We start from the raw sequence: 13,384 nt of genomic DNA, 5'->3' as shown, positions 1-13,384 counted from the left end.
GTCAGGACTACTGCGGCAGCGTCGAGACCTCGGTGTCCCACTTCTGCAGCAGGCGCTTGCGTTCGTCGCTCGAGCCGTACTTCTTGAAGTCGTAGTCGATCAGCTTGATGGCCGAGAGGTCCGGCGACAGCGGCGACGGCGTGGCGTTCTTGTTGGAGGGGATCTGGAACGATTTCACGTCCTTCGCCTTGTCCTGCATGGCGGCGGTCAGGGCCCAGTCGTAGAACTTCTTCGCCTCGTCCGGGTTGCGGGCGCCCTTGATCAGCGACATCGAGCCGATCTCGTAGCCGGTGCCCTCGCACGGCGCGACGGTGACGATCGGGAAGCCGGCCGCCGACTGCGAGACCGCGTCGTGCATGAAGACGATGCCGACGGTGGTCTCGCCGAGGCCCGCCGCCTTGATCGGCGCGGAGCCCGACTTGGTGTACTGGTTCACGTTCTTGTGCAGCGCCTTCATGTAGTCGAAGCCCTGGTCCTCGCCCATCAACTGCACCATCGTGGCGAGCATGGTGTAGGCGGTGCCCGACGAGTTCGGGTTGGCGATCTGCACGTGGCCCTTGAACTCGGGCTTGATCAGGTCGGCCCAGCATTTCGGCTCGGGCAGGTTGTTGCGGGCGAGCAGATCCTTGTTGTAGCCGAAGCCGAGCGCGCCGGAATAGACGCCGATCGTCTTGTTGTCCGCAGCTTCCGCCTGCTTGATGGCCCAGTCGTAGAGCTCGCCGCGCATCGGCGATTCGTACGCCTCGGTCAGGCCTTCCTCGGCGGCCTGCAGGTGCGGGTCGCCCGTGCCGCCCCACCAGACGTCGCCCTTCGGATTCGAGGCTTCCGCGCGCACCTGCGCGTACGTCTCGCCGGAGCTCTTGCGCGTCATGTCGACCGTGATGCCGGTCTCGGCCTCGAAGCCGGTCTTGATCTGCTGGCACCAGGCTTCGTCGGCTGAGCAGTAGAGGGTCAGGCTGGCGGCCTGCGCCGACACGGCGCCCGCGACCAGGGTCGCGGCGAAAGCGGCGGAGTAAAGGAAAGGCGATTTCGTCACTGATGTTCCTCCCGTTTTGTTCGTCGTCTAATCAACGCGACTGGAGGCACATTCCGTGGTTTCACGCGGAATTGCAACCGTGAAAGGCGACGTGATCGGGCGCGGCGATCCGCGACGGTCCGTTCGGGCGGGTAGCGGCCTGTCAGCGATCGCTGCGGACGTAGAGCCAGAGCGTCAGCGGGGCGAGGACGGCGGTGAGAGCCACCGGCGCGATCAGCGCAAGCCCGATCTCTGCCGCCGTCGCGTCTCCGCTCATCAGGCCGCGCATCGCCGTCGTCATCAGCGAGACCGGGTTGACCTCCACGAACACGCGCAGCCAGCCCGGCATGGTTGCCGGATCGACCATGATGTTGGATGCAAAGACCAGGGGAAAGATGGCGGTGAAGCCGATCGTCATCACGGTCATCGGCGTGCGGATCAGCAGGCCGAGCACCATGAAGATCCAGCCGATGCCGAACCCGATGGCGATGAGCAGCGCGAAGGCCGAGATGACGCCGACGACACCGGCTTCCGGCCGGTAGCCGAGGATCAGGCCGATGACCAGGATGATGCCGCCGGCAATCAGATGGCGCAGGATGTCGCCCACCATCAGGCCGGCGAAGGGCGACAGCGACCAGATCGGCAGCGAGCGGAAGCGGTCGAACAGGCCCTTGCCCAGATCGGTCGACAGCCCCATGCCCGAATAGACCGAGTTGAAGACGACGGTCTGCACGAGGATGCCGGGCAGGAAGAACTGCAGGTATTCGCGCGGCGAGCCGGCCAGCGCGCCGCCGAACACGAAGGTGAACAGAAGCGTGAACATGATCGGTGTCATGACCAGGTCGAAGAGCTGCTCCGGCACGTGCTTGAACTTCAGCACGGCGCGCCAGCCGAAGACCAGCGCGTTGGAAAACGCCGAGGGCGGCGCGGGACGGTCGACCCGCCGCAGAAGCTGGGTGGAGGCTGTGTCGTTCACGCGGCTTCTTCCTTCTTGTTCTCCTCTGACGCAGGCTGGCCGGTGAGGGCGAAGAACACTTCGTCGAGGCTCGGTTGTCCCATCGAGAAGTCGGAGATCTCGATGCCGCTCGACATGAGTTCGGTGAGCGCCTCGTTCGCCGCCCGCGCCGTGCTCCCGGGCACCGAAAGCTCGGCCCCCTCGGTACTGCGCTGGACCGTCTGGCCGAGCCGCCGCTCCAGCAGGGCCGCGGCGTCGTCGAGCTGCGAGGGATCGGCGAGCGCGACATGCAGGAAGCCCGAGCCGGTGGCGGCCTTCAACTCGCGGCTGGTGCCTTCGGCGATCTTCCGGCCATGGTCGATGACCGCGATGCGCGCGGCGAGTTGGTCGGCTTCCTCGAGATACTGCGTTGTGAGCAGGATGGTGACGCCGGAATTGGCCAGTCCGCGGATCATCCGCCAGACGTCCTTGCGCGCCTTCGGGTCGAGGCCGGTCGTTGGTTCGTCGAGGAAAAGCACTCCTGGCGTCACGATCAGCGACGCCGCGATGTCGAGCCTGCGCCGCATGCCGCCCGAATAGGCCTTCACCTGCTTTCCGGCGGCGTCCGACAGGTCGAACGCGGCCAGCAGTTCGTCGGCGCGCGCCTTCGCGGCGCGGCCGCGAAAGCCCCAGAGGCGGGCGAGCAGGATCAGGTTCTCGCGGCCGGTGAGATCCTCGTCGAGCGAGGCGAACTGGCCGGTCATCGCGATCGAAGCACGCACGCCGTCGGGAGATTGCAGCAGGTCGTGACCCATCACCGTGGCTGCGCCGGAATCCGGGCGCGAGAGCGTCGCGAGCATGCGCATCAGGGTCGTCTTGCCGGCGCCGTTCGGGCCGAGGATCGCGAAGATCATGCCGCGCGGCACATCGAGGTCGATGCCGTCGACGGCGCGCAGTTCGCCGAAGGCCTTCACAAGACCGCGTGCGACGATTGCCTGATCGGCTGGCGTGGCGGACAGTCGTGCTGTTGGCGAAATCTGGTTCATCGCATTCGATCCGGGGTTTTCGGGATGGCGCTTGACGACCACGCCCTGCGGCAAGCGGTCGCATATATAGCCTCGCGCAGCCGTTTGGAACCTCTGGACGCCGGCGGCGGCTCCTCTCCTGACAGATCAGGACATCTGCGGTTTCCGTCCCCGAGGCTGCCGGCGTGCCGCGATGTCGGGCCAAGCGGGCTGGACGTCCGAAATCTCCTGCCCCTGGGTCAGGACGCCCCGGATGGAACGAAACCTCGAAACCGGATAGATTGCTGTCCGCCGCACGGTCCGCAAAGGGTTGGCAGCTTGCGGCGTCCGAATAGCTGAAAGGACCTTACGAATGCGGATCACGATGATAGGCAGTGGCTATGTCGGCCTGGTGTCGGGCGCCTGCCTCGCCGATTTCGGACATGACGTCGTTTGCGTGGACAAGGACGAGGACAAGATCGCGGCGCTGCAGGCCGGCCGGATCCCCATCTTCGAACCCGGGCTGGACAGCCTGGTCGCCGGCAACGTCAAGGCGGGCCGGCTTTCCTTCACGACCGATCTCGCCGGCGGCGTCGAGGGCGCCGAGGTGATCTTCATCGCGGTCGGCACGCCGGCGCGCCGCGGCGACGGCCATGCCGACCTGTCCTTCGTCCACGAGGCCGCCCGCACGATCGCTCCGCTGCTCAAGGACTTCACCGTGGTCGTGACGAAGTCGACCGTCCCGGTCGGCACCGGCGACGAGATCGAAAAGATCATCAAAAAGGCGAACCCCGCGGCCGACGTTGCGGTCGTCTCCAATCCCGAGTTCCTGCGCGAGGGCGCGGCAATCGACGATTTCCGCCGGCCCGACCGCATCGTCGTCGGTCTTTCCGACGAGCGCGCCGAGGCGGTGATGACCGAGGTCTACCGTCCGCTCTATCTCAACCAGGCGCCGATCCTGTTCACCGGAAGGCGGACCGCGGAGCTGATCAAGTACGCCGGCAACGCCTTCCTCGCGATGAAGATCACCTTCATCAACGAGATAGCGGACCTCTGCGAGCAGACCGGCGCCAACGTTCGGCAGGTGGCCCAGGGCATCGGCCTCGACAAGCGCATCGGCTCGAAGTTCCTGCACGCCGGCCCGGGCTACGGCGGCTCATGCTTCCCGAAGGATACGGTTGCGCTTGCCAAGACCGCGCAGGACTTCGGCAGCCCGCTCCGGCTTGTCGAGACGACGGTCGCGGTCAACACCGCGCGCAAGCGCTCGATCGCGCGCAAGATCGTGGCGGCCTGCGGCGGCGACGTCAGCGAGAAGAAGATCGCCATCCTCGGCCTGACCTTCAAGCCGAACACCGACGACATGCGCGAATCGCCGGCGCTGACCATCATCCAGGCGCTGCAGGACGCCGGAGCCGAGATATCGGCCTACGATCCCGAAGGCATGGCGCATGCCAGGACGATGATGGAGAACGTCGATTTCGCGAGCGATCCCTACGATGCCGCCAAGGACGCCGAGGCGCTGGTCATCATCACCGAATGGAACGCCTTCCGCGCGATGGACTTCAAGCGGCTGAAGCAGGTGATGAAGACGCCGTTGCTGGTCGATCTCAGAAACATCTACCGCAAGGACGAGGTGAAGGGGCACGGCTTCGCCTATGTCGGCGTCGGCCGCCCGACCGAAGACTACCTCAGCCCCGTCAGGCTCAGCGTCAAGGCGAACGCTTCCTAGGAGCCGCCGGCCGCCCGTGCGACGTCAGGCCTTGCCCCCGCGCAACGCGAGGATGCGGCGCGCACTTTCCTCGTCGGTGATCAGCACCGTCGGCGTCAGCAGCTTCAAGGCGCCGATCAGCGCCTCGACCTTTTCGGGGCCACCCGAGGTGAGGATGCGCATCGGCGCCTTGCGCAACCGGTCGACGTCGACCGACATGACGAGATTGTTGATCGGATGGTCGACGATTTCGCCATCGACGTTGAAGGGATGGAACAGGACGTCGCCGACGGCTCCCCGCGCGACGAGTTCCTCGCGCTGGCTCTCCTTGAGGTACCCGCCCCGGTAGAAGGTGGTGGCCGAGCGGATGCCGCCGATGCTGAGCAGCACGGCGTCCAGTTCGTCGGTCATGCGGAAGATGTCCTGGAGGCCGCAGCGTTCGATCAGCGCGATCTTGGTTTCGACGCTGTCGACGACCGCGGGCGCTGGGATCAGGTAGCCCTCGCCCTGGAACGCCTGGGCGAAGCGCCAGGCGAATTCGGCCGGATTGATCTGACGTGCGACGCCGACGCCGCCGAGCAGGGAAATGACCTTGAAGTCGGGCAGGGTCTTGGGGTTGATGAAGGAGAGTGTGCTGAACAGGGTTCGACCCCAGCCGACGCCGACCCGCATGCCCGGCCGCATGACCTCGGACAGGAAGGCCCCGGTCCTGGCGCTGATCACCGGAATGGGGTCCGCCTGCGCGTTGGACAGGGGAGCGACGATGGCCTGCTGCAGCCCGAACGTCGCCTCCAGGCTGCGTTCGAGGCGCACGATCTCGGAAAGTTCGCTCTCGATCGCAATCTTGACTTCGTTGCGGGCCCGCGCCTCGGCGAGCATGCGCACGACCGTGATGCGGCCCACGCCGAGCACGTCGGCGATCTGGTTCTGTGTCATCTGTTCGATGAAATACATCCAGGCGGCGCGCACCCGCAGCCTGTCGGCCCTGCGGTCATTCGCCGGCGCTGCCGGTTCGTCGCCGTTGGCTTTCTTGCGTGCGCCCGAGGGGCTGGGGCCTTTGACCATGGGATTCCCCGCTAAATCCGCCATCCGGCCAGGAATTCAGGCCAGCCTGTCGTCCGCTTAGACCGCATGCAAGGGCATGAATGCAATTGGAGATTCGTCGCGTACACAGCTAGCGCATTTGCTTGGAGCGCGCGATGAACGCCTGTATCATGGGGCCAGGCGCCCGATAGGAAATCGACATGCTCAGAGAATTGTCCGAAGACGTCAGGATACTGGTGAAGGACCGACTGCGCGATTTCCGCTCGATCGTGCGCCAGCACAGGCACGATCACGCGCCGGGCCAAGGCCGGGCGGCGGACGCCAATGGGCAGCCTCTTCCGGTTCGCGGGATCGAGGGCCTGCTCGGACACGCGGCGAGCGCCTTCGACGACGTCATGACGATCGCGGAAGGGCTCGCGCCGCGGCCCGGAGCGGGAGGGGCGTCGCGATCCGGCCCGCAGCCGCTGCAATCCTATTTCCGCGGGCCGGGCGACGCGACGCTGGATGGCGAACGGGCGTTCAGGCGCGATCTCTACCGGTTGGCCAAGCTGGCGCTGGTGAAGAACGGCCTGAGCGACTTCCGCATTCTCGAAAGCGATTTCGCGGCGGTCCACGAAAAGCTCGAGAAGGGTTCCGCCGGACCGATCGCGAGGCTGCACGCGCAAACGGAAAGGGACGAGCGAATCCAACTGGTCGCAGCGCTGTGCGCGTCGCTCTTCGTCGAACTCGTTCGCAAGGGGCCGGTCAGGCTGGCGCCGGTCGGGGCGGACGGATCGACAGGGGCCGATGGCGTGGTCGCGTCGAACGCGCTCGCGGCCATCGCCATCGCGTGCGGGCTGGCCACGCTCGACATGGAAGGCGCCCCCGCGGCGGAACTGATGGAGATCGCGTCGCTTGCCGTTGGCGCGCGCGGCGATCGCATTCGCGCCGCGCTCGATGGCGATGAGCGGATGGACAGGCTCACCGCGCTGTTCGCCGGCCTGCTTACCCATCTCAACTAGCGTCATGGGCGCCACACCCGTCGTCGCCTCCTGCGGTTTCTGAGCCGGGTTTCAATCGGCCGGCGTCTCCGGAACAAGCTCCGTGATCGTCTTCTTGGCCCGCAGGATCGAGGACGGGCTCATGCTGAGCTCCGTCAGCCCGAGGCGGACAAACTCCGGAATCAGGTCGGCGCGCCCGGCTGCCTCACCACACATGCCAACCATGATGCCCGCATCCGTCGCGGCTCTGGCCGTCATCGCGATGGCGGCCATCACCGCAGGATTGGTGACGTCGTTGAGATGCGCGACCGCCGGATGCAGCCGGTCGGCCGCCATCACGTATTGCGTCAGGTCATTGGTGCCGATCGAGAAGAAGGCGACATGCCGGGCAAGTTGCGGCGCGATCAGCACCGCTGCCGGCGTTTCGATCATGACGCCGAGTTCGAAGCGTCCGGTCGGCACGCCGGCCTCGGCCAGTTCGGCCTCGCACTCCGCGATCAGAACCTTGGTCCGTTCGACCTCGGCGATCTCGGCCACCATAGGCAGCATCACCTTGACGTTGCCGTGCACGGCGGCGCGCAGCAGGGCCCTGAGCTGTGTCTTGAAGATATCCGGCCGGTCGAGGCACATGCGGATGCCGCGCCAGCCGAGGAAGGGGTTCTCCTCGTCCGGAAACTCGATGCCGGCGACCGGCTTGTCGCCGCCGATGTCGAGCGTGCGAATGATCACGGACCATGGCGCGAACGCCTTGGCGAGGGTGGCGTAGGTTTCGGCCTGCAGGTCTTCGGACGGCAGATGCGCGTGCCGCATGAAGAGCAGCTCCGTCCGGAACAGCCCGACGCCCATCGCGCCGGCCGCCTTGGCCGGGTCGATCTCCTCGAGTGAGCCGAGATTGGCGGCGACCTCGATGACGGTCCCGTCGCCGCGCCTGGGCACGGCGTCCCGGAACTCCGCCAGCGCGGCGCGCTCCCGCAGGGCGTCGCCGGTCAGGCGCAGGATTTCGGCGCGCACCGCGTCATCGGGCTCGGCCGCCACCCAGCCGGCTGCCCCGTCGATGGCGATCTCCTTGGCCGAGGCCAGGTCCTTGACGGCCTCTCCGAGCCCGAGCACGGCCGGAATGCCGTGCGACCGCGCGATGATGGCAATATGCGAGGTCGCGCCGCCCTTGCCGCACACGATGCCGCCGATGCGGCCGAGCGGTGCGCGCGCCAGATCCCAGGCGCCGATGTCGTCGGCGACGAGCACCGCGCCTTCGGGCACCGTCGACAGGTCGGCTTCTTCCTCGCCGAGCAGCGCGAGCGCGATCTGGCGTCCGACGGCGTTGATGTCGTCGGTGCGGGCAGCCAGATAACCGTCCTCGACCGCGCTGAACTCGGCCGCCGTTGCATCGGTCGCGCCGATGACCGCCGACACGGCGTCCATGCCCTGGCCGATCCAGCGCTCGGCCTGGTCGATCAGCGCTTCGTCGCCGGCGATGTCCATCAGCGCGGCCACGATGGCGCGATCGCTTTCGGCGAGCGTGGCGTCCGCCAGCGCGTCGGCCATGCGTTTGCGAACGAGGCTCACGGCGGCGTGAAGCCGCTCGATCTCGGCCGGGATCGCGTGCGCCGGCAGCGTGTGCGGCTGCGGCCTGATCTCCTTGGGGAAGTGCGCGAACACGGGGCCTACCGAGGCGCCTTCGCTGGCGGCAATGCCGCGCAGGCGGCCATCGGTGCTATCGTCGGAGACAGGGCGGGCGACTGGAACTGGCGCAGCCGGAGCGGCGGGCTGATCCTCTGTCTCTGCATCCTCGTCGAGCCCGGCGCGGGGGTTCTCCAGATAGCCGATCAGCGCCTCGATGGCTTCGGCGGCGTCGGCGCCGTCGGCGCGCACGGTAACCTCCTGGTTCTCCTTCACCGAGAGCAGCATGAGCTTGACTGAACTCTTGGCGCTGACGGACTTGCCGTCCTTGACGATCTCGACATCGCTCTCGAAGCTTTTCGCGAGCCGGACAAATCGGGTCGCGGGGCGCGCGTGAAGTCCGTCGTGCACTCTGACGATTGTCGAGCGTTCCATGGGCACTATCCTAGATAACTGTACGGTTTGTGGGCGACTAGGCCGCCGCGACGACGATGACGGCGCCGGTCTTCAGGGCGCCGACCAGTGCCTGCGCGTCGACAACGGCCGCGCAGATTTCCCCGGGCCGCTCGGCTTCGGCGGCGCCATTGAAATTGATGACCACATGGCCGATTTCGCGGACCTTGTTCCAGGCGGCTGGACCGACGGCGGTAATCTCGGCGCTGACGTCGCCGATCGCGATCGACGCGCCCTTGGTCGGCGCGTCGTCGCTTGGCCCGGTCTCGGCGCTGTGCAGCACCGAGACCTCGGCCAGTTCGGGGGGCGAGCCATCCGCAAACAGGATGACCACGCCGCCTTCGGCAAGGTCCGCCACTTCGGGACCGATTGCGGTGACCCTCGTCTTGAGCAGTACAGACATGTGGCGAACCTTTCTTGGCTTACAGGACGACCAGGCTGAACGCCCAGGCGATCAGGACCGAAACCGGGCCCATGATCTGGCGGCTGATGAGCACCGCCGGCACGCCGATCTCGATCGTCTTGGGCTTGGCCTCGCCGAGCGCCAGGCCGACCGGCACGAAGTCGCAGCCGACCTGGGTGTTGTAGGCGAACAGCGCGGGCAGGGCCATTGCCGGCGAGATGGTGCCGTTGGCGATCTGCGGGCCGATGATGGCGACGCCGATCACCTGTGCGATCACCGCGCCCGGGCCGAGGATCGGCGACAGGAACGGCAGGCCGCAGATGGCCGAGATGATCAGCAGGCCGATGATGTTGTTGGCCAGCGGTCCCATCGGCTGGGCGAGCAGGTCGCCGATACCGGTGTAGAGGATCAGGCCGATCAGCATCGTCACGAACGCCATGAACGGCAGCACGTTGCGCACGACCTGGTCGATGGTGCGGCGGCCGGCGTTGAAGAAGATGCCGACGACGCGACCCATGACGCGACCGACCGAACTGATCAGGCCGACGAGCCCGCCTTCGACTTCCGGTGCGACGTTGGCGGCCTTCACAGCCGGCGAATCGGTTGGTGCAGTGCTCAACTCCGCTGACTCCCCTGCGGCCGTGACGGCTTCGGAACCGTCCGCCAACGTTATGTTTTCAGGCTTCACCCCGGAGACGTAGATGTCCTCCGTGATGAACTGCGCGAGCGGGCCTGCCTGCCCGACGGGCGTGATGTTGACGGTCGGAATTCGCTTGCGCGGATAGACGCCGCAACGCGCGGTGCCCCCGCAATCGACGACGACCACCGCCATCTCGCTTTCGATCGGCGGCGCCTTGAAGCCGTCGACGGCCTCGGCCCCGGTCAGTTCGGCGATCTTCGCGGCAAGCGGATGGATGCCGCCGCCGGTCACCGACACGATCTTGTTGCGCTGCTCGGTCGGTTCGATGACCAGGGGACCGCCCCAGCCGGTCGAACCGCGTGAGATTTTTACGGCCTTGTAAGACTTTGCCATGATGTCCTCCCGGCCCCGAACTAGAGTTCAACGCCCTGGCGGCGGGCCATGATGGCCGTGATCCGCTCAGTGAGGATGCCCTTCAGCAGGATCACGATCAGGCCGACGATGGCGTACCAGATGGCGACCTGGATGTGATAGCCCGAGGCGACTGCGCCCTGGCGCTCCAGCTCGAGCAGCGCGACCAGCACGCCGCCCCAGACGAAGTATTCGCCCGGATTGACATGCGGGAACAGGCCGAGCGGCGGGTGCACGTAGGAGACCGCGGCGTCGTAGAATGCCGGCTTGTGCTTTTCCTCGAGGAACGAGCCGAAGGTGTAGGCCATCGGGTTGGTCAGGAAGAAGACAGAGATGACCGGCAGCACGGTATAGCGGGTCAGCGCGATCCGTCCTGCGCCGCGTGCGATGCCGTGCACACGCTGCTCCCCGACCAGTTCGGTGACCGCGTAGAAGGCCGTCATCAGAACGACGAGCGTCGGGATGATGCCGGTGACGAAGCCGGCGAACACCTCGCCGCCCTTCTGGAAGATGCCGATGAAGTACTTGCCGGCGGCGGTCAGCCAGCCGAGCTGTTCTTCCTGCTGCACATGCTGCAGCCGGTCCTTGAACTCCTCGACGGAGATGCCGCCGCCAGGAGCCGCCGCCGGAGCGTCCGTGGTCGCTTGCGCGAGCACGATGAGGTTGTCGCGCGTATGGTCGAGCCCAGCCGCGCCGTGGTGAATTGCAGCATCCGAGACCATCGCACCTGCCACATGCAGGTGTTGGACGGCCATGTCGGCATGCTGTGCCAACATTGAAAAGACTGACATAACTCCTCCTTCAGCCGCCTTGCCTCCTTGTCCCTGTCGGCAACGGCGGTTGCGCTATGCGCGAGCTGCGTTCAAGCCGGACAAGCCCGGCTGCCTCCCTGGCTCCGACCGCGCGCGATCGATCTGTTCGATCGCCCTTTTTACGGCCTCGGCCACGCCCGGTTCCCCCTCTCCCAGCACTGCGGGATTGGACCGGAGCCCCTCGAGGGTCATCCCCTCGAACTCTTCATGCCTGCGGAACTTGGTGAAGACTGTGCGGCCGCTCATGACCAGCAGGCGGCGAACGATCAGATCCGGGGTGACGACGATCACCACGATCGTGCCCTTGGAGAAGCGCCCGCGGAAGTTTCCGGCGCCGACGAAGCCGTCGTTGAACTGCTGGGTCACGCCCTTGAAGACGTCGGTGTAATGCCGCATCTGCAGCCAAACGCCGAGCGACTGCAGCGCCCAAACGCAAAACAGCGCCAGCAACCCCCATTGCCAAATTGCCATGGCTTCCTCCCAAGCCGTTTCCCGGGCTCGAAAAATGTGCCCCGGAGCCGGCAATCAGAGAACATTTGTTTTCTGTAATGTCAATGTGTATAATTTCGACTGGGCCCGATCCCCACACTTCGTTGCCGGATTGGCCGACGTCGGAGGCGGTGGTAAGGCTCCGGGATGGAAAAGAGGCCGATGGACCTGCGCTTCAAGGAAGAACTGGCTTTGATGCCGGATCTCGGGCATCGCCTGAGGCGGCTGCGCTGGTTCCGCATGACCTTTCGCAGCCACGCCCGCCTGGTCGGCGCGACCTACGGGCTGCGCTTCGAGATCGACGATGCGAAGCTCACGCGGGCGTTCCTCGACTGGGTCGAGACCATGGAGAAGCGCAAGGACCTGGCGAAGGTCGACCGCGCCGACTTCGTCATCTTCGCGGCCGGCCTCGTGCTGCGCGAACTGATCCGCCAGGAGCCGGCGAAGGCGGTTCAGGGGACACCACCGTCGGCAGCAGCCGGGCCGGAGATGGCCGAGATCGTCGCGTTCTGGCCGGAAGGCTTCCTCTACACCAACTTCTGCGTTTCGGCGATCGCCGCCATATACGAGCAGGAGTTCGGCGAGGCGCCGGCAATCGACACCTGCGCCGACGACCTCAGGACCTGGTGGTCCTACCGGGAGAACGTCGAGGAAATGCCGGCCTATGCGGTGGCCTTCCTGGACCGTTTCCTCGGCGCGGAGCCAAACTGGCTGCTGCCCGACGATCCGTCCTCCCGGCCGGCCATGGTCGAAGCACTCGAGGCGCCGTCGCGGCCGCGCCCGATCCGTTTCGGCAATCCCCGCTGACGGCTCGACGGCAGACACTGCAACCACAGGACAGGAACACGATTGGCGTGGCGGACAGATTGATCATTTTCGATTGCGACGGCGTGCTGGTCGACAGCGAGCCCCTGGCGGCGGAAGCCTATGAACGGGTCTACCGGAAGCATGGCATGGACGGCGTCGGCGCCGACATCATCGCGCAATGCATCGGCATGAAGCAGGCGGACATCCTGGTTCGCATCCAGGAACTGACGGGCCACCGGTTTCCGGACCATGCGCATGACGACATCTGGGCCGAAACGAAGCGGCTGTTCACGGAAAAGCTGGTCGAGACGGAAGGGCTGAGGCATTTTCTCGACGGGCTGGGCGCCGAACGCTGCGTGGCGTCGTCGTCGTCGATCGAGCGCATCAACCACAGCCTCGAGATCACCGGCCTCCTGGCGTTCTTCGGCGATGCGATCTTCAGTTCCTCGATGGTCAAGCGCGGCAAGCCGGCGCCCGACATCTTTCTCTACGCCGCAGAACGGATGGGGGCGGACCCGTCGCGCTGCGCGGTGATCGAGGATTCCCCGCTCGGCGTGGAAGGGGCCGTTGCGGCGGGCATGACGGCGATCGGCTATACCGGCGGAGGCCACACCTATGCCGGCCACGGCGAGAAGCTGATGTCGCGCGGCGCCGTCGTGGCCTGCGCGACCTGGAATGCCGTGCGCGACGAACTGACGGCGCGGGGCTTCCTGGGGCGCTAAAAAGCCTCCCCGGCCGGGGAGGCTTTTACACTATACCAGCATTCCGAGCGGGTTTTCGATGCGGCGCTTGAAGGCGGCGAGCAGTTCGGCGCCGAGCGCGCCGTCGACCGCGCGGTGGTCCGTCGACAGCGTCACCGACATCACGGTGGCGACCGTGACCGCGCCGTTCTTCACGACGGCCCGCTCCTCGCCCGCGCCGACCGCCAGGATCGTCGCATGCGGTGGGTTGATGACGGCGGCAAAGTCCTTGATGCCGAACATGCCGAGGTTGGACACCGCCGTCGTGCCGCCCTGGTATTCTTCCGGCTTCAGCTTCTTGTTCCTGGCGCGTGCGGCAAGGTC

At 66.3% G+C, this 13,384-nt stretch carries 14 protein-coding genes; 4 read left to right on the top strand and 10 right to left on the bottom strand.

Translation table 11 applies throughout. The annotated features are described in order from the left end of the window. Nucleotides 1-7: 7 nt before the first annotated feature. The 3 genes from ABUE31_RS13720 to ABUE31_RS13710 form a co-directional block, all read right to left on the bottom strand. Nucleotides 8-1,036 carry an ABC transporter substrate-binding protein gene (locus ABUE31_RS13720; RefSeq protein ID WP_367724206.1) on the bottom strand — a complete coding sequence of 343 codons (1,029 nt, stop codon included), beginning with the start codon at nt 1,034-1,036 and terminating at the stop codon, nt 8-10. Between the two features lie 142 nt (nt 1,037-1,178). Then, on the bottom strand, nt 1,179-1,991 hold the full coding sequence (locus ABUE31_RS13715; RefSeq protein ID WP_367724205.1) for an ABC transporter permease: 813 nt from the start codon (nt 1,989-1,991) through the stop codon (nt 1,179-1,181). Next, a complete protein-coding gene (locus ABUE31_RS13710; protein WP_367724204.1) occupies nt 1,988-2,995 on the bottom strand; it encodes an ATP-binding cassette domain-containing protein in 1,008 nt (335 codons plus the stop codon). The genes ABUE31_RS13715 and ABUE31_RS13710 overlap by 4 nt, the downstream gene beginning before the upstream one ends. A gap of 331 nt (nt 2,996-3,326) precedes the next feature. Here ABUE31_RS13710 and ABUE31_RS13705 point away from each other — a divergent pair, with 331 nt between their 5' ends. Beyond that, complete coding sequence (locus ABUE31_RS13705; protein WP_367724203.1) at nt 3,327-4,682, top strand: UDP-glucose dehydrogenase family protein; 1,356 nt, start codon at nt 3,327-3,329, stop codon at nt 4,680-4,682. Between the two features lie 24 nt (nt 4,683-4,706). Here the strand turns inward: ABUE31_RS13705 and ABUE31_RS13700 are convergent, their stop codons facing one another. Beyond that, nucleotides 4,707-5,726 carry a sugar-binding transcriptional regulator gene (locus ABUE31_RS13700; protein ID WP_367724202.1) on the bottom strand — a complete coding sequence of 340 codons (1,020 nt, stop codon included), beginning with the start codon at nt 5,724-5,726 and terminating at the stop codon, nt 4,707-4,709. 179 nt (nt 5,727-5,905) lie between these two features. On the opposite strand from ABUE31_RS13700, the gene ABUE31_RS13695 reads away from it, so the two are divergent. After that, a complete protein-coding gene (locus ABUE31_RS13695; RefSeq protein WP_367724201.1) occupies nt 5,906-6,706 on the top strand; it encodes a hypothetical protein in 801 nt (266 codons plus the stop codon). Nucleotides 6,707-6,757: 51 nt separating this feature from the next. Here the strand turns inward: ABUE31_RS13695 and ptsP are convergent, their stop codons facing one another. From ptsP to ABUE31_RS13670, 5 genes are read right to left on the bottom strand one after another with little or no spacing between them, the layout of a single operon-like run. Then, nucleotides 6,758-8,740, bottom strand: coding sequence for a phosphoenolpyruvate--protein phosphotransferase (ptsP, locus tag ABUE31_RS13690; protein WP_367724200.1), 1,983 nt, complete (start codon nt 8,738-8,740; stop codon nt 6,758-6,760). A gap of 37 nt (nt 8,741-8,777) precedes the next feature. Then, on the bottom strand, nt 8,778-9,161 hold the full coding sequence (locus ABUE31_RS13685) for a PTS glucitol/sorbitol transporter subunit IIA (RefSeq protein ID WP_367724199.1): 384 nt from the start codon (nt 9,159-9,161) through the stop codon (nt 8,778-8,780). Nucleotides 9,162-9,180: 19 nt separating this feature from the next. Continuing rightward, a complete protein-coding gene (gene srlE / locus ABUE31_RS13680; protein ID WP_367724198.1) occupies nt 9,181-10,194 on the bottom strand; it encodes a PTS glucitol/sorbitol transporter subunit IIB in 1,014 nt (337 codons plus the stop codon). Nucleotides 10,195-10,214: 20 nt separating this feature from the next. Beyond that, a complete protein-coding gene (gene srlA / locus ABUE31_RS13675) occupies nt 10,215-11,003 on the bottom strand; it encodes a PTS glucitol/sorbitol transporter subunit IIC (protein ID WP_367724197.1) in 789 nt (262 codons plus the stop codon). Nucleotides 11,004-11,057: 54 nt separating this feature from the next. Then, nucleotides 11,058-11,495: a transcriptional regulator GutM gene (locus ABUE31_RS13670; RefSeq protein ID WP_367724196.1), complete on the bottom strand. Its 438-nt coding sequence runs from the start codon at nt 11,493-11,495 to the stop codon at nt 11,058-11,060. Nucleotides 11,496-11,675: 180 nt separating this feature from the next. On the opposite strand from ABUE31_RS13670, the gene ABUE31_RS13665 reads away from it, so the two are divergent. Both ABUE31_RS13665 and ABUE31_RS13660 read left to right on the top strand, forming a co-directional pair. Next, nucleotides 11,676-12,320, top strand: a complete 645-nt coding sequence (locus ABUE31_RS13665) for a hypothetical protein (RefSeq protein ID WP_367724194.1) — start codon at nt 11,676-11,678, stop codon at nt 12,318-12,320. Between the two features lie 47 nt (nt 12,321-12,367). Then, nucleotides 12,368-13,042, top strand: coding sequence for an HAD family hydrolase (locus tag ABUE31_RS13660; RefSeq protein ID WP_367724193.1), 675 nt, complete (start codon nt 12,368-12,370; stop codon nt 13,040-13,042). A gap of 30 nt (nt 13,043-13,072) precedes the next feature. Here ABUE31_RS13660 and ABUE31_RS13655 read toward each other — a convergent pair. Then, nucleotides 13,073-13,384 (bottom strand): 2-oxo acid dehydrogenase subunit E2 (locus tag ABUE31_RS13655; protein WP_367724192.1); only part of this gene is annotated, 312 nt, incomplete at its 5' end.

This window comes from Mesorhizobium marinum, assembly GCF_040813675.1.
GTDB classification, from domain to species: Bacteria; Pseudomonadota; Alphaproteobacteria; order Rhizobiales; family Rhizobiaceae; genus Mesorhizobium_K; species Mesorhizobium_K marinum.
The sequence above is the reverse complement of the archived record's forward strand: the minus strand, read 5'-3'. Positions and strand labels throughout refer to the sequence as shown.